General features: G+C 61.0%; 9 protein-coding genes and 1 pseudogene. 4 read left to right on the top strand and 6 right to left on the bottom strand.

The window, feature by feature from the left end; translation table 11 throughout:
* The first annotated feature begins 65 nt into the window (after positions 1-65).
* A complete protein-coding gene (locus tag N1937_RS26490; protein WP_260059387.1) occupies positions 66-1244 on the top strand; it encodes an amino acid aminotransferase in 1179 nt (392 codons plus the stop codon).
* Positions 1245-1269: 25 nt separating this feature from the next.
* Positions 1270-2894 (top strand): annotated as a pseudogene (locus N1937_RS26485) (thiamine pyrophosphate-dependent enzyme).
* 19 nt (positions 2895-2913) lie between these two features.
* On the opposite strand, the gene glgB reads toward N1937_RS26485, so the two are convergent.
* From glgB to N1937_RS26470, 3 genes are read right to left on the bottom strand one after another with little or no spacing between them, the layout of a single operon-like run.
* Positions 2914-5124, bottom strand: a complete 2211-nt coding sequence (glgB, locus tag N1937_RS26480; RefSeq protein ID WP_017967446.1) for a 1,4-alpha-glucan branching protein GlgB — start codon at positions 5122-5124, stop codon at positions 2914-2916.
* Positions 5121-8402, bottom strand: a complete 3282-nt coding sequence (gene treS, locus N1937_RS26475) for a maltose alpha-D-glucosyltransferase (protein ID WP_260059384.1) — start codon at positions 8400-8402, stop codon at positions 5121-5123. The genes glgB and treS overlap by 4 nt, the downstream gene beginning before the upstream one ends.
* Positions 8403-11627, bottom strand: coding sequence for an alpha-1,4-glucan--maltose-1-phosphate maltosyltransferase (locus N1937_RS26470; RefSeq protein ID WP_260059381.1), 3225 nt, complete (start codon positions 11625-11627; stop codon positions 8403-8405).
* 325 nt (positions 11628-11952) lie between these two features.
* Here N1937_RS26470 and N1937_RS26465 point away from each other — a divergent pair, with 325 nt between their 5' ends.
* Together N1937_RS26465 and N1937_RS26460 are read left to right on the top strand one after the other, a co-directional pair.
* Positions 11953-12834: an MBL fold metallo-hydrolase gene (locus tag N1937_RS26465; RefSeq protein WP_162116339.1), complete on the top strand. Its 882-nt coding sequence runs from the start codon at positions 11953-11955 to the stop codon at positions 12832-12834.
* Between the two features lie 21 nt (positions 12835-12855).
* Entirely contained in the window at positions 12856-13629 is a 774-nt protein-coding gene (locus N1937_RS26460) for a phosphotransferase enzyme family protein (protein ID WP_170275954.1), read from the top strand.
* Positions 13630-13682: 53 nt separating this feature from the next.
* Here the strand turns inward: N1937_RS26460 and N1937_RS26455 are convergent, their stop codons facing one another.
* The 3 genes from N1937_RS26455 to N1937_RS26445 form a co-directional block, all read right to left on the bottom strand.
* Complete coding sequence (locus tag N1937_RS26455; protein ID WP_162116337.1) at positions 13683-14726, bottom strand: magnesium and cobalt transport protein CorA; 1044 nt, start codon at positions 14724-14726, stop codon at positions 13683-13685.
* Between the two features lie 66 nt (positions 14727-14792).
* On the bottom strand, positions 14793-14963 hold the full coding sequence (locus N1937_RS26450; protein ID WP_162116336.1) for a hypothetical protein: 171 nt from the start codon (positions 14961-14963) through the stop codon (positions 14793-14795).
* A 38-nt stretch (positions 14964-15001) separates the two neighbouring features.
* Positions 15002-16453 carry an NCS1 family nucleobase:cation symporter-1 gene (locus N1937_RS26445; protein WP_260059379.1) on the bottom strand — a complete coding sequence of 484 codons (1452 nt, stop codon included), beginning with the start codon at positions 16451-16453 and terminating at the stop codon, positions 15002-15004.
* Positions 16454-16536 lie beyond the last annotated feature (83 nt).

Genomic DNA, 16536 nt, shown 5'->3' with positions numbered 1-16536 from the left:
CGCAGAAATTCGTCGCGAAAGTTCCGCTAATCTCCGGCCAATGACATCAAAAAAGAGGTGGACCTGTGTTTGAGGAACTGAAGAACCGGCCGGCCGACAGCCTGCTTGCACTCATCAAGGCTTTTCAGGCGGACGAGCGCTCCGGAAAGATAGACCTCGGCGTCGGTGTTTATCGCGACGCCATGGGACGCACGCCCGTCATGCGTGCCGTCAAGGCGGCGGAGCGGCTTCTTCTTGAGACTCAGGACAGCAAGAAATATCTAGGCCCCGAAGGCGACCTGCAATTCGTGCGCCAGCTTGAGCCCATCATCTTCGGAAACTCCCCGAAAATCGCCGACCGCCTCGCCGGCATTCAGACGCCGGGTGGAAGCGGCGCGCTCCGACTCGGCGCAGAACTCATCCAAACGGCAAATCCATCGGCGAAGGTTCTCTTGGGGACGCCGAGTTGGCCCAATCATGCACCGATCTTCTCTTCGGCGCGGCTGACCGTGAAGGAATATGCCTTCGTCAACCTGGCTTCACAGCATGTGAAATTCGAAAGCGTGGTGGACACCTTGTCTTCCGCCAACGCGGGCGACGTCGTGCTGCTTCATGGTTGCTGCCATAATCCCACGGGTATCGATTTCACCATGGAGCAGTGGCGAGAGATTACCGATCTCCTCGTTGCGCACAGGCTGGTGCCGTTCATCGATCTTGCCTATCAGGGGCTGGGCGACGGTCTCGAACAGGATGCCGCGCCCACCCGCATGATCCTCGATGCGGTCGAGGAAGCGCTGATCGCCTATTCCTGCGACAAGAACTTCGGCCTCTATCGCGAGCGCGTCGGCGCGCTCTATGTCGTGCCCCGCAATGCCGACGACGTTGCAAAGGCCGAAAGCAACATGGCGGCCCTCGCCCGTGTCAACTGGTCCATGCCGCCGGATCATGGGGCGGTCGTCGTCAGGACCATTCTCGAAAGCCCCGAAATGACGGCAATGTGGCGCACCGAACTCGAAGAAATGTGCGAGCGCGTCAACGGCAATCGCGCGGCGCTGGCCGCGGCCTCTCCCGAGCTGGCCTTCATCAGCCGGCAACGCGGGCTGTTTTCCAATCTCTCCATGCTCAAGGAAACGGCGGTCGCGCTCAGGGCAAACCACGGCATCTACATGGCAGATTCCGGGCGCATGAACCTTGCCGGCATGCAGCCGGCCGATGCCGGCGCCATCGTCGCGGCGCTCCGGGCCGAAGGCTGCCTGAGATCGTAACCGAACGCAGCATTGGAGCCTCCGAATGAGTAGGAAAGAAACGACCGGTCAGGCGATCACCCGTTCGCTCGTCACCCACGGGATCGACACCGTGTTCGGCATCCCGGGCGCCCACATGTATGATTTCAACGACGCCCTTTATGACGCCGGTGACAAAATTCGGTTCATTCACACCAGACACGAGCAGGGCGCCGGTTACATGGCCTATGGCTATGCCAAGTCCACCGGCCGGATCGGCGCCTATACCGTCGTTCCGGGCCCGGCGTCCTCAATTCCGGCGCGGCTCTCTGCACCGCTTACGGCGCCAATACCCCGGTGCTGTGCATCACCGGCAACATCATGTCCCACCTGATCGGTCAGGGCAGAGGACAGTTGCACGAACTGCCGGATCAGCTCGCGACGATGCGCGGAATTACGAAAACGGCGGAGCGGATCAATCACCAGTCCGAAACCGGTCCGGTCACGGCCGAGGTCGTCGCCAAAATGCTCACCGGCCGCCAGGGTCCAGGAGCGGTCGAAGCGCCATGGGACGTGTTCGGGCAATTCGGCCCAGAAACCGATCTGCCGGTCGGCACGAGAGCACCTCATCCGGCCGTCAACTCTGATCAGGTCGCCGCCGCTGCGGCACTGATATCAGGTGCCGCCAACCCGATGATCATGGTTGGTGGCGGCGCGGTGGATGCTGGAGCGGAAATCGCTGCTCTTGCGGAATTGCTGCAGTCGCCGGTCACGTCCCATCGCTCCGGCAAGGGCATCGTCGCCGACGATCACCCCAACTACCTGAATTTCGTCGCGGCCTACGAATATTGGCGGAAGACGGACGTCCTGATCGGGATCGGCAGCCGGCTGGAATTGCAGTTCATGCGATGGAAGTGGCTTCCCAAGGATCTCAAGGTGATCCGCATCGATATCGATCCGACCGAAATGGTCCGGCTCAAGCCTGATGTCGGCATCGTCTCGGACGCCAAGGCCGGAACACAGGCCCTCGTTGATGCGCTTGCCGGGCTGGGCCGTGAAGATCGCACGCGCGAATTTGCCGAACGCAACGAACAGGCCAAGTCTCGCTTCTCGGCAGTGCAGCCGCAACTCGCCTATCTCGATGCCATTCGCCGAGCCCTGCCAAGGGATGGCTTCTTCGTCGAGGAAATCTGCCAGATGGGCTTTACCGCCCGATTTGCATTCCCGGTCTATGCCGCTCGTCAGTACGTCACATGCGGTTATCAGGACAATCTGGGTTTCGGCTTCAACACGGCCTTGGGCGTGAAAGTCGCCAATCCCGACAAGGCCGTTATTTCAGTTTCCGGCGATGGCGGCTTCATGTTCGGGGTTCAGGAACTTGCTACCGCCGTCCAGCATAAGATCAATGTCATCGCCATCGTCTTCAACAATTCGGCCTATGGCAACGTACTGCGTGACCAGAAGCAGGCGTATAAAGGCCGTTATCTTGGCTCGGAGCTCACCAATCCGGACTTTGTCGCGCTTGGCGAGAGCTTCGGCATTCGAGCATTCAAGGTGACGAGCCCTGGCGAACTGAAAGACGCGATCGAGGATGCCCTGTCTCTCGACGAACCTGTTCTCATCGAGGTTCCCATCGAGAAGGGATCCGAGGCGAGCCCTTGGCCTTTCATTCATCCAGCTCCGCACGAATGAATAGGCAAGGGCTAAAGGCTTATGGTGACGGTCCTTGCAGAAAGATCGTCGACAGTGGCGGCAACGTCAGCGACAGGGAGACGGACCTGCCGTGGGCGGGCACGGGTTCAGTCGACACCGCGCCGTTGACAAGGCCCGAGCCGCCATATTCCCGCGCATCCGTCGTCATCCGCTCGACCCACACGCCGTCTCTCGGCACACCGATCCTGTAACCGTAACGCGGCACCGGCGTGAAGTTCGACATGACCAGAACCGTCGAAGCGCGATCGGGCGCATAACGGAGCATGCCGAGGACGGAATTGACGGCGTCGTCGGCTGCCGCCCATTCGAAACCCTCGGGATGAAAGTCACCGAACTGCAATGCCGGCTCGTCCCCGTAAAGGCCGTTCAGATCCTTCACCAGCCGCTGGATCCCCACATGCTGAGGCCGGTCCAGCACATCCCAGCTCACCGAGCCGTCATGATTCCACTCGTCCGGCTGGGCGACTTCGCTGCCCATGAACAGGAGCTTCTTGCCGGGATGCCCCCACATGAAGGCAAGATAGCTGCGCAGATTGGCGAATTTCTGCCATTCGTCGCCCGGCATCTTCGTCAGCAGCGAGCCCTTTCCGTAGACGACCTCGTCATGTGAAATCGGCAGAATGAAGCGCTCGGAATAGGCATAGATCATGCCGAAGGTCATCGTGCCGTGGTGATAGCTCCGGTACACCGGATCCTTCTCGATGTAGCTCAGGCTGTCATGCATCCAGCCCATGTTCCATTTGATATCGAACCCCAGCCCCCCCTCCTCCGGTGGCTTCGTCACGCCGGGCCAGGCCGTCGATTCCTCGGCGATCGTCATCGCGTGCGGGCAGCGCGCGTGAATGATGCTGTTCAGATGCTTGAAGAATTCGACCGCTTCCAGATTCTCGCGACCGCCATACTGATTGGGAATCCATTCGCCCTCGTTGCGGCTGTAATCGCGGTAGAGCATCGATGCCACGGCGTCGACCCGCAAACCGTCTATATGGTAGCGCTCCAGCCATTCCAGCGCGCTGGCGATCAGGAACCCTTTCACCTCTTTGCGGCCGAGATTGTAGATCAGCGTGTTCCAGTCGCGGTGAAAGCCCTCGCGCGGATCTTCGTGCTCGTAGAGCGCGCTGCCGTCGAAGCGGGCAAGCCCCCAAACGTCTGTCGGAAAATGGGCTGGCACCCAGTCGAGGATGACGCCGAGCCCGGCGCCATGGCAGCGGTCGACGAAATAAGCGAGATCTTCAGGCGTCCCATATCGGCCAGTTGGAGCGAAGAGGCCAAGCGGCTGATACCCCCAGGACCCGCCGAACGGATGCTCCATAATCGGCAGCAGCTCGATATGCGTAAATCCCATATCGCTGGCATAGGGAACGAGCCGCTGGCTGAGCTCGGCCCAGTCGAGCGATCTGTTGCCGTCCTTTTGGTCGCGAAGCCAGGAGCCGGCATGCACTTCATAGACGGAGAGCGCGCCCTCCAGCCTGTCTTGCCGGGACCGGCTCTTCATCCAGCCCTCATCCCTCCATCGAAACGGCGTCGACGATGCGACGATGGAGGCGGTGGATGGGGCGGCCTCGCTCGCCCTCGCCACCGGATCGGCTTTCTGCGGCAGGCAGGTCCCCTGCGCATCGATGATCTCGAACTTATATCTTTCACCCGGAGCCAGCCGGGGGATAAACAGCTCCCAGACGCCTGCCGACTGTCTCAGCCGCATTGGGTTTCGCCGTCCATCCCAGGCGTTGAAGTCCCCGACGACCGAGACGCGGCGCGCATTCGGAGCCCACACGGCGAAACGAACGCCCGATATACCGTCGATCGACATCTCAACCGCGCCGAGCGTCCGGCTGAGACTATAGTGAGTGCCCTCCGATATCAGATGGAGGTCGAGTTCCCCGAGCAGCAGACCGAAGCTGTAGGGGTCCTCAGTCAGTTGGACTGCATCCGGCCATGTGATCCGCAGCCGGTATCCCGTCCTCGAAGCGGCGGCCGCCGCAAACAGGCCGGACGGGTGGACGATGCTGAACGGCGTCACCTCACGACCGCTCGTCGCGTCGATGAGATCGACCGCTTCCGCGCCGGGCAAGTACACCCGCACGATCGTCATGCCGCCGCTTTCGTGGGGACCAAGGATCGAAAAGGGATCGCCGTGGCGGCCCTCTATCAGAGCCCAAAGCGCATCCTGTCCGATGCCTGCGAGAAGTTCCATGCGTTCAACATTCATGCCGTTACCCCCGCTAAGCGCGATGCGATTTCGGTAAGGCCGGCGAGCGGGATCGGCAGCCACTTCGGCCGGTTACGCGCTTCATAGGCGATTTCATAGGCGGCCTTTTCGAGAAGAAAGGCATCGAGGACCCTCCGTCGTTGCTCGGGCGGCATAGCGAGCGTCTTCGATGCGGAGACCGCCTGCCAATAGGCATCGAGAAAGGCCTCCTCGGCACTGCGCCCGAAGCGGGCGATGGCGTCCCGTCGCACCTCGTTCTCGTGTTCGGTAACCGCATCATTGTCGAGCTGCGCGGTGGCGACGAGATAGTTCAACGATCTTAAAAGCCCGGCGACGTCGCGGAGCGGAACGGTCTTGGCGCGGCGCTCGGCGAGATTTTTCGCGGGCTCGCCTTCGAAGTCGATGATGACGGCATCGCCTTCGCTGACCAGAATCTGGCCTAGATGGAAATCGCCATGCGTACGCGTCATCAACATGCCGCGAGTGCTCTCCGCCAGGTTTGCGCCAAGCTCGACGAGTTCGGCGCGGCGCTCCAGAAGCGGGCGAGCGAGCAGATCGACCGCGGGATCGGCACTTTCCTCGCGTTCGGCAAGCTTCGACATCGCATAAGCGATTTCGCCCGCCACCGCCTTCTTGATCGCCTCAACCTCACCGCCACCGGCGATCAGAGGGCTGAACGCCTCGTCCGCGTTCTCCCCCGAGAGGACGACATGCAATTCGCCGAGCCTCAGGCCCACCATTGCAACGAAGCTGATCAGTGACTGGAAGACATCATCGCCTGGTTCCACCGCCGGGTCATTCAGCACGAGCTCGTCTGCCGCGCGGCGCAAATTGCTCAACATCCAGTTCCAGGCGTCGCCCTGGTTGCGGATCGCTCCCTGAACGATGATCAAAGTCGAGCGACGCCCGCTGGAATCAGTGTGCGCGACCTCGCCAAGCAGCGGCGCGGTGTGGTCGTAGCCGGCGCGGGTGAGAAACCGCGTCATCTCGACCTCCGGATGGACGCCGGGGAAAATATGCCTGATCAGCTTGATCATCGCGACGTCACCGACGATCATCGAACTGTTGGATTGTTCGGCGGAAAGCCAATGGATCGGCATATCGTCGGTAACATCAAGCCGGTCGAGCCGCTCGGTGCCAAGGAATTCCAGCGTGCCGGTACGCCCGGTGATGATGGAGCGGTCGGCAAGCCCGCGCAGGACCCCGCGCGCCATCGGCTCTACGGCAAACCCGTCCGTCAGGAAGCCGACCCGCCTGCCCTGGCGAACCCGCCCCAGAGCAAGCTGCTGCGTCAAAGCAGAGGGTTGCGCGTCGTCCCAGGCGATCGCGAGCGGCAGCTGATAGGATTCGGTGTGATCCGGCAGCACCGCTTCCAATTCGCCGAGAACGACACCATCAGCAAAGGGGATCGGCGTTGCCGAGATCAGCCGCGCCGCCTGGAGCGGCTGGTCCTTCGCCCCGAACCAGCGGCGCCTGGCGAGGTAAGCAGGCAGGATTTCGGTGCTGAGGACGCGTCCCAGCCGCGGCTCATCGACGAGATCGAGCAGGCCGCGGCGAATGACCATCGTCGTGAGGTCGGGCAATTGCTCGGGCGGCGCGGTGCGCCATGCCGGCGGATCGGCATCGGCCTCCAGCTGGAACCAGAAGAAGCCGTAGGGCGGCAATGTCAGGAGATAGGTCAGCTGACCGATCGGCGGAAAGGGCGACATGCCGGTCAGCTCGATCGGCACACGGCCCTCGAAAGCCGAGAGGTCGAGCTCGACCGCCTGAGGCAGCCGGGAAAGGTTTGCGACGCACATCAGCGTCTCGCCGTCATATTCCCTGAGATAAGCGAGAATCTTTCGGTTCTCAGGCGAGAGGAACCGCAACGAGCCGCGCCCGAAGGCCGGATGCCTGCCGCGCAGCGCCAGCATCTTTCGCGTCCAATTGAGCAGCGAATGGGCATCGGTGCTCTGGGCCTCGACGTTGACTGCCTCGTAACCATAGAGCGGATCGGCAATCAACGGGAGGACGAGACGAGCCGGGTCCGTGCGGGAGAAGCCGCCATTGCGGTCCGGCGACCATTGCATCGGCGTCCGCACCCCGTCCCGGTCGCCGAGATAGATGTTGTCGCCCATGCCGATCTCGTCGCCGTAATAGATGACAGGCGTTCCGGGCATCGAGAGCAGAAGTGCGTTCATCAGTTCGATGCGCCGGCGGTCGCGTTCCATCAGCGGCGCCAGACGCCGCCTGATGCCGAGGTTAATGCGGGCGCGCTTGTCGGATGCATAGGTCTCCCAGAGATAGTCCCGCTCGGCGTCGGTCACCATTTCGAGGGTCAGCTCGTCGTGATTGCGCAGGAAGATCGCCCATTGGCAATTCTCGGGGATTTCGGGCGTCTGGCGCAGGATGTCGGTAATCGGGAACCGGTCTTCCTTGGCGATCGCCATATACATGCGCGGCATTAGCGGGAAGTGGAAGGCCATGTGGCATTCGTCGCCCTCACCGAAATATTCGCGCGTGTCCTCCGGCCATTGATTGGCCTCTGCAAGCAGCATGACGCCGGGATGAGTGGCGTCGAGAGCGGCGCGGATCCGTTTGAGGATCGCGTGGGTCTCGGGAAGATTTTCGTTGATCGTTCCCTCGCGTTCGACAAGGTAGGGAATCGCGTCGAGACGGAACCCGTCGATACCGGTTTCCAGCCACAAGCGCATCACCTTCAGCAGTTCCTCCATAACGAGTGGGCTGTCGAAATTGAGATCGGGCTGGTGGGAATAGAAGCGGTGCCAATAGTAAGCGCCGGCAACCGCATCCCACGTCCAGTTGGATTTTTCGGTGTCGAGGAAGATGATGCGGGTTTCAGGAAATTTTTGGTCGCTGTCCGACCAGACATAGAATTCGCGCTCCGGCGACCTCACCGGGGCGTGGCGAGCGCGCTGGAACCAGGGATGCTGGTCGGACGTGTGATTGATGACGAGCTCGATGATGACGCGAATATTGCGCAGATGGGCGGCGTCGACGAACGCCCGGAAATCCTCCATTGTCCCGTAGTCGGGGCTGACATTGCCGTAGTCGGCGATGTCGTAACCGTCGTCTCGGCGCGGCGAGGGAAAGAACGGCAGCAGCCAAATGGCGTTGACGCCAAGGGCTGCGATGTGATCGAGCTTCTGGTGCAAGCCGGCGAAATCGCCTATCCCGTCACCATTGGCGTCGTAGAACGACTTGATGTGCAGCTGATAGATGATCGCGTCTTTGTACCAGAGCGGCTGGTTCATACCGTCGGGATTCAACGTGTCCATTCATGCCTCCGCTGCGCGAACGCGCCAGATCGCAAAGGGCAGGATCTGAGGGTTGAAGCTCACTCTCTGCCATTTGCCATTCCATCTGAACCGATGCCCAGCGACCAGATCCTCGGCGTCGAGCGCTCCACCGTCTCCGAGCGACCACTTCCAGAGCGGCAGCTCGACGTCGCTTTCCTGGAAGTTGTGCGGATCGAGACTGATGGCGATCAACAAGACATTGTCGCGGGCGCGGCTCGCCTTTTCGAAGAACAAGATGTTGTCGTTCCAGGCGTTCAGCAGTGTCAGCCCGAGATGGGAATGCAGGGCGAGATTTTCGTTCCGGATGCGGTTGAGCATCCTGATCTCGGCGATGATATTGCCCGGGCGGTCGTAGTCCCAGGCGCGGATCTCATACTTCTCGCTGTCGGCATATTCCTTGCGCTTGGCATCGGGACGCCCCTCGCAAAGTTCGAAACCGTTATAGACGCCCCAAAGCCCAGACAGCGTGGCGGCCAACGCCGCCCGTATCAGGAAGGCGGAACGTGGCGCGTTCTGCAGGAAATCCGGATTGATATCATGGGTGTTGACGAAGAAATGCGGGCGGAAGAATTCCTTCGGCGCTGTCTCCGTGAGTTCCCCCATATATTGCTCGAGCTCCCACTTGGCATTGCGCCAGGTGAAGTAGGTATAGGACTGTGAGAAGCCGATCTTTGCCAGCCGGTACATGACTTTCGGCTTGGTGAAAGCTTCCGACAGGAAGATCACATCGGGGTGACGCGCCCTGATATCGCCGATCAGCCACTCCCAGAACGGAAAGGGCTTGGTGTGCGGATTGTCGACGCGAAACAGCTTGACGCCCTGGTCCACCCAAAGCTGGACGATATCCCTGAGCTCCACCCACAGGGAGGGCAACGCATCTTTTGTATAAAAATCGACGTTGACGATGTCCTCGTATTTCTTCGGCGGGTTCTCGGCATATTTGATCGTTCCGTCGGGACGCCAGTCGAACCAGCCGGGATGCTCCTTCAGCCATGGGTGATCCGGCGACGCCTGGATCGCGAGGTCGAGAGCAATCTCCAGGCCGTGCCGGCCTGCCTCCTCCACCAGCTGGCGGAAGTCCTCGAAATCGCCGAGCTCGGGATGGATGGCATCATGGCCGCCGTCCTCGGAGCCGATGGCATAGGGGCTTCCGGGGTCATCTGGCCCGGCTTTCAGGCTGTTGTTGCGGCCTTTCCGGTTGGTCGAACCGATCGGATGAATCGGCGGGAAATAGAGCACGTCGAATCCCATGTCACGGATGGCGTGCAACCTCGGGATGACGTCGTCGAAGGTGCCATGTCGGTTCGGATCGCCGCTCTGCGAGCGCGGGAAGATCTGGTACCAGCTGGCAAAGGCAGCCGCCTTGCGTTCGGCATCGACGGCGCTTGCCGTCGAGCGAAGCCGAAACGGCCGCTTGTCCGCCTTGTTCATCAATTCCGATGTTCGGGCATCGAGCAGGATCGCCGTGCGCTCGGCATCCGAGGCGCTTTCGAGACTGCTGACGAGAACCTTCAAGTCGGCGCCGAGCGCTGCATCGGCAGGCGTCGCAGCCGAACGAACCAGGTTCAACCCCTCCTGGAGTTCAAGCTTCAGGTCCAGTCTCGCATCGCTCTTCTTCGTCAGTTCGTAGCGAAAGATCGCAAACGGGTTCTTCCATGCCTCGACAGCGAACTCATAGCGTCCGATGCGCTCCAGCAGGAATTCGGCGCGCCAGCGATCGTTTTCGACCAGTTGCATCTCCGTCTCGGTCCAATCCGCCGCATCGAGCGGCCGCCACAGCAGGACCGCGGCGATCGGGTCGTGCCCGTCCGCGAATATATCCGCCTCGACACTGACGACATCGCCGACCACTCGCTTGATGGGAAAGCGCCCGTCATCGACTCGCGGCATGATGTTTTCAATGGCGAGCCGCGGCGACGCCGTCGCCTGCGCGATGTCCAGCATAGGCCGGGACGTGATCGGCGCCGGCGCCCTGCCTTCGATCACCAGGGTTTCCCCTGCCCGCAGCCGCAGAGGGGTGCCGTCGGCTGCAACCGGAAGAAAACCGGAAGCCGCTTCGCGCAGTGCCGTTAGCGGAGCTGGCGCACTTTTCCGCAGGTCCCTGTTGAGCAGGATGAAGCGCACATTCTCGGCGCTGCGCAAGTCTTCCGCCGCCGATTGCAGCAGCGCCGAGACCGGTCCGTTGGCGTTGCGGATGAGCCGCAGGGATGAGGCTGGCGCATAACTGACTTTGCCGATTTCGCTGTTCGCAAGGCGAATTTCGGAAGAAATATCGAAAGTGAGATCATGGCGCAGCCCCCGCAAGCCCGTCCCGTTCCCATGGGTCGGATCGAGCGGCATGGCGGCCCCATATTCGAAACCCATCGGAACCATCAGGCCGCCACCGAGCGAGGCGGCAAGGCGCAGCGCCCTGATAGCCCGTCGTTCGAGGATTTCGCGGCTCTGGGTTCCGTGCGCGATCCGCCTGCCGAATGGCGGCTCGGGAAAAGCGATCTGCCAGCCGAGCGGCTTCTGAACCCGGTGTTCTTCGATGAACCATCTCTCGTCGAAATCCCACCAAGCCATAGATGAAAAACATCCATCGAAGCCTGTATTCTGGACCGCGCTCCTCGCCCCAAAATCAGTGCCCGGCGTCCAGGCGAGGAATTGCGCGTCCGCCTTCTCGCGCACGGCGGAAATCAGCGATTTGAAAGCCGCCGGCGCAATGCGATCAATCCCGAGCGCGCGGTAGCCGCAGAGGCCGAGACCGGCCAGCCCCCGCAGCCGTTCGGCCCATTCTTCCAACAGCCGGGATTGAGACTCCGCGTCCATCTCAGTCATCGGCCCTGCTGGATCCAGTGGTGAGCGTCTTGGGTCGACAGGGCGAAAGCCTGCCTTGGTATCCAGGGCTTTGCCGTCGAGCATCAGGTCCATCATCAGGGTGACGCCGCTCCTGCGGGCGGCCTCCACCAGGCGACCCACCCCATCCTCGACTGCACTTCCGAGCGACAGTTGAGGATCGAGTCGATTCATATCCTGGAAGGAAAAAATGCTGCGCGCCCCGCCCCGGTCGAAGAGCGGTGCTGTCAGCACACGGTCGAAACCGGTTTCCGCAGCATGGTCGAAAACCTCGCGCCATGCATCGATACCCTGAAGAAGGAGTGGATTGACATAATAGATCCGGGGTGGGGTGCTCAACACACCCTGGTTTGGAGAGAATGACATCGGCCGCCGCTCGAGTTTGGTTTGAAGGCAAACTTCTGTTGCCGGACGTTGTTCCACCGAAAGTTTCAATTCAGGTGGCGCCAGGCATCGCCGGCCGCACCGGCGCGGGACCGATGGGAGGCGCTCGACATGCACGTGAAAAGCCTTGAACTGCGCGGACGGATCTTGAAGGTTCGCGATATAAATGAATAGTCTTGGGCTGTCTGAGACGATGACCCATTTGGCTGCTAACGGAGGGCCCCGCTCCGTTTTGAAAGATCAGCGCCCGAACGAGACTTGATGTGTCCGAATGAAATCACTGCGATTGCAATAGAGGCAACCAGACGTGAACCCATCGGTGGAATTATGTTCATATCCCGAACTCGATGATCGAATCGTGATCGTCAGGGCGGGCGACGAGGTTGATGGCGTGTTTATCCGGACCGAAAGGTTCAATGTGCTGATCGATACGCTCGGAACGCCCGAGCTGTGCCTGACGGCGCTGGGCATGCTCGGGGAACAGATAAACGCTCGTCCGCTGATCGTCATCAATTCGCACATGGATTGGGATCATTTCTGGGGGAATGCCGCCATTGCGCGGCGCGCTCCGATTATCGCGCATGCCGCCGCGCTCGACCGTTTACGCGACCCTTCCGCGCGGGAAGTCCTGAGAGACAAGGCGAGCCAGGAGTCGAGGTTTCGGGACGTCGACCTCATCGGTCCCGACATCACGTTCTCCGGCTCGATGACCGTCAACGGCGGCGATCTGACGCTGGAGCTCATTCATACGCCGGGACATACGCCCGACCATGTCGCCGTATGGATTCCCGAACTTCGCATCTGCCTGGCCGTCGACGCGGTGGAATACCCCATCCCCGAAGTCTGGAGCAAAAATGCAGGCGACCTGCGCTTGATCCGTTCCTCGCTCGAGCGGATACGTGACCTCAATGCAAGACTGGTCATCCCGGCGCACGGCCGGACGCACTCTCCTTCGGCGGTGCATGACAACCTCGCCTATTTCCAAGCCCTGGCCGATCGTGTCGGCAGTTTGAGCGAGAGCCAATTGGCGGAGCCGCAACTCGGCGGTTCAAGCGGCCTGCGGCTTGAAGACTTCGTCGCCATCCCCGAGGGAATGCCTTCCGACGTGGTGGCTTTCTACCGGAACTGCCATGAGACAAACCTTGGCGCGACGGTTCAGGCCCACATCGACAAGCTGAAATCCGCATAGAGGACGTCTGGAGACCGGAAAATGAAACCGTTGGAGGGCGGACGAACCGGGCAGATCTGGCGTGACGGCGACACCGTGATCAGGCCGTCCGGCGCATGGACGCCGACGGTGCACCGGTTTTTGCGCCATCTGAGAAGCAGAGGCTTTCCGGGAGCGCCTCATCCCATTGAAATAACCGGGAACCAGGAAGTCGTCAGTTATGTTGCCGGGCGCGTCTGCGAAGACTTGAGCGACCAGTTTGTCGGGTCGGAGCGCATGCTGCTTTCCGCAGCCAAGCTACTGCGCGAATTTCATTCGGCATCTCATGGGTTTCTGGAATCGGATCGCGAGGTCCAGGCATGGATGCTGCCGCCGCAGGAACCGTACGAGATCATATGCCACGGAGATTATGCACCCTACAATATCGCCACAGCCGGTCATGAGGCTGTCGGGATCATCGATTTCGACACCGCCCATCCCGCACCCCGCCTATGGGATCTGGCCTATTCGGTTTACCGCTGGGCGCCGCTCTCCGATCCTGCCAATCCTGATGTGACCTTCGGCCTACTAGACGAACAGCTGCAGCGGGCGGAGATTTTCTGCACGGCATATGGGGCGACGATGCAAGAACGTCTCCAGCTCCCCGAGACGATCTGCCGACGGCTTCAGGCGCTCGTCGATTACATTTTGCCAAGTGCAGCGGCCGGAGATGAGACATTCGTGGAGCATGTGGCGAGAGGAGACGCCCGGCAGTATCTCAGCGATATGCAGTATATTCGAAGCCATCGGGATCGGCTGCTGAAGGCCCTGTGCTAACGCACCTTCGCTAACTCGAATGTCCCGCCTGCCGCCTGCCGCATGCCCCACCCCTACAGCCATTTCCTCCGTCGGAAGAAGCCGAAAAGGCCAAGGCACAAGATGGCTATGACACCAAGCACGACGAAATAGCCATATTGGGTTTTCAGCTCCGGCATATCGCTGAAATTCATCCCGTAGATGCCGGCGATCGCGGTGGGGACGGCAAGGATCGCCGCCCAGGCGGCGAGCTTGCGGGCAATCGCCGTCTGCTCCGACTGGCCGATCATCACGCTCGCCTCGAAGGCGAAGGCCAGCACCTCGCGCAGCGCGTCGATATCTTCCTGAACGCGGCGCACATGGTCCGTGACATCGCGAAACAGCGATTGCAGCGTCGGATCCATGCCGGGAAGATCTGTGTGCTCGTATCGCCGGCAGACGTCGACAAGCGGCACCACGGCGTTGCGCAGCCGCAGCAGCCTGCGCCTCAACAAGTAAAGCCGCTCGATATCGGACTTTGTCAGCTGTTCGCGCAGCACCAGATCCTCGATATTCTCGACCTCGTCCTGCACGACCTCGATGACAGGCATGTAGTTGTCGACGATGAAATCGAGGATAGAATAGAGAATGTAGTTCTCGCCGTGGGCAAGGGCCGCCGGCGTCGCCTCGCATCGCTGCCGCACCGCTAGATAGGAGGACGAGTCGCCGTGACGAACGGAGACGACATAACCGCGACCGACGAACAGGTGCGTTTCGCCGAAGATGATTTCGCCGTCCTTCATGTGCGCGGTCCGGGCGACGATGAACATCGCCTCCCCGTAGATCTCCAGTTTCGGGCGCTGGTGGGGCTGCGCTGCATCCTCGATCGCCAGCGGATGGAGATTGAACTGCGCCTGGACTTGGCTTAGCAGCACCTCATCCGGCTCGTGCAGGCCGATCCAGACGATCGCATTCTCCCGGCCCCGCCATTCGCCGGCCTCCTCTATCCTGATGTCGCGAATACGTTGCCCGTGCTGGTAAACGGCGGCAGCCACGACGCCAGGCCGTTCATAGGGAGGCGATGTGGAACCGCTAGCCCCCTGCGCGGGAATACTGTCCAGATCCTTCAGCCGTTCCAAATCCTGCCGTCCTCTCATTCCTGCACGGATCGTATATCCGCAGCAGCCCCTCCGCCGGTCAGGCGCTCAGCCGATCATAATGCTATTTCGTAAAACATGCATCATCCGCATCGGTGCGGGGTCCGACCAGCCGCCTTCGTCGTGGTCAGGCGGCGGGCGGCGCCTTCCAGCTCGTGCAGAGCCCTGCAAACGGTTGCCGCTCGCCGCTGAAACAGGCGACAGCAGGAAATCCGACATGTAAGCCGCCCGGCAATTGCCGGGCGGCTTTCATTTGCTCAGGACGCGAAGGCCGGATTGCGCCGCGCGCCCATTCTCAATGCGAAATAGATCGCCCCGCCGATGGCGACGCCGAAGAACCAGCCGTAGGTGCCCCACCAGTCCGGCAGGATGGTGGTGAAGGTCGGCAGGATCGAGGAGAACAGCGCGCCCACCACAAATGCGATGAAGGCATTGCCGTGCCATCCGTTCTGGAACCGGAACTCGCCATCCTCATGATAAAGCGCTTCGACGTTCAGTTGGCTCTTCCGGATGAGATAATAGTCCACCATCATGATGCCGAAGATCGGCCCCATCGTCGATCCGATAAAATTGACGAAATGCGCCGCACCCGTCTCCCAGGGAGCAAATGGGTAAAGCACAAGAGCGATCAATGCGGCGATATATCCCCCGCGCTTGAAATTGATCTGGCGCGGGAAAACATTGGCAAAGTCGAAGGCCGGCGACACGAAATTCGCCACGACGTTGATGCCGAGCGTTGCGATCGCGAATGTTAGCGCGGCCAGCAGCGCCAGGAACCAGCTGTCGAATTTCGCCGATATCATTTCCGGATGCAGCAGCACCTCTCCGTAGACGGTGAAGGCAGCGGTGGTCGTCACGCCTGCGACGAGGCAGAACGCCAGCAGGTTGATCGGAAGCCCCCAGAGGTTGCCTTTCCTGAGCGCCTTTTCATTCGTTGCGTAGCGCGAAAAATCGCAGAAATTCAGGTAAAGTGCTGCGAAATAGGTGATCCACGTGGCGGCCACGGCAGCTAGCGCTGCAATCGAACCAGGCTCACCCGGCACGCCCGCATCCTTGGTCTTTTCGATCAGCACGTCGCGCGGGATTTCGGACCCGAATGAGAAGGTGCCGGACTTGACGACCAGATAAGCCGAGAGCACCAGCATCATGATCCAGACGGCCGGACCGGCCCAATCCTGGAACTTGCGAACCGTTTCCATCCCGCGCTGAATGATCAGCAGCTGCAGCGCCCAGACGATGACGTAGCAGATGACCTCGAGGGTTGAATGACCGAGAAAGTGACTGTTCTGGTGAAAGGCGAGCAGGCTGTCGTTGCGGATCAGCAAGGCAACGATGGCGCCGGATGCGGCGGCGGTCTGTGCCCCGTACCAGAAGCAGGCGACCACCGCTCGGACGAGTGCCGGCACGTTCGCCCCGAACGTGCCGAAGGAGGCGCGCGCCAGAACCGGAAAGGGTACGCCTGTGCGCACGCCGGCATTGCCGACCAGGCTCATCAGGCAGAAGATGACCAGAGATCCAATGCCGATGGCGATGACGAAATTGATGAAGCTGCCGCACAGCAGGAACAGGCTCGCCGCCAGATAGTAGCCCCACAGGCTGTGGACGTCTGATGTCCAGACGTTGAAAATGCTGAATGCACCCCACTTGCGCTCCTCGGCGGGTGCAAGATCCTCGTTGTATAACGAGGGAGACGGATTTTGTACGCTCATGAATGCCCTCCCATGTCCTTGAGGCCAAATCGGCCACAGGCGGAAGTTTGCTCTTCATTTGTGCAGCTGACAATTTAATAGTC

Origin of the sequence: Rhizobium sp. WSM4643, from assembly GCF_025152745.1 — a bacterium.
Classification (GTDB): Bacteria; Pseudomonadota; Alphaproteobacteria; order Rhizobiales; family Rhizobiaceae; genus Rhizobium; species Rhizobium leguminosarum_I.
The sequence above is the reverse complement of the archived record's forward strand: the minus strand, read 5'-3'. Positions and strand labels throughout refer to the sequence as shown.

Excerpts from the sequence above, each read along its gene's own strand:
- N1937_RS26450 (WP_162116336.1), bottom strand. The coding sequence starts at position 14,963 with ATGTCGGATTTCCTGCTGTCGCCTGTTTCAGCGGCGAGCGGCAACCGT.
- glgB (WP_017967446.1), bottom strand. The coding sequence starts at position 5,124 with ATGAATGTTGAACGCATGGAACTTCTCGCAGGCATCGGACAGGATGCG.
- N1937_RS26470 (WP_260059381.1), bottom strand. The coding sequence starts at position 11,627 with ATGTCATTCTCTCCAAACCAGGGTGTGTTGAGCACCCCACCCCGGATC.
- N1937_RS26445 (WP_260059379.1), bottom strand. The coding sequence starts at position 16,453 with ATGAGCGTACAAAATCCGTCTCCCTCGTTATACAACGAGGATCTTGCA.
- N1937_RS26460 (WP_170275954.1), top strand. The coding sequence starts at position 12,856 with ATGAAACCGTTGGAGGGCGGACGAACCGGGCAGATCTGGCGTGACGGC.
- treS (WP_260059384.1), bottom strand. The coding sequence starts at position 8,402 with ATGGACACGTTGAATCCCGACGGTATGAACCAGCCGCTCTGGTACAAA.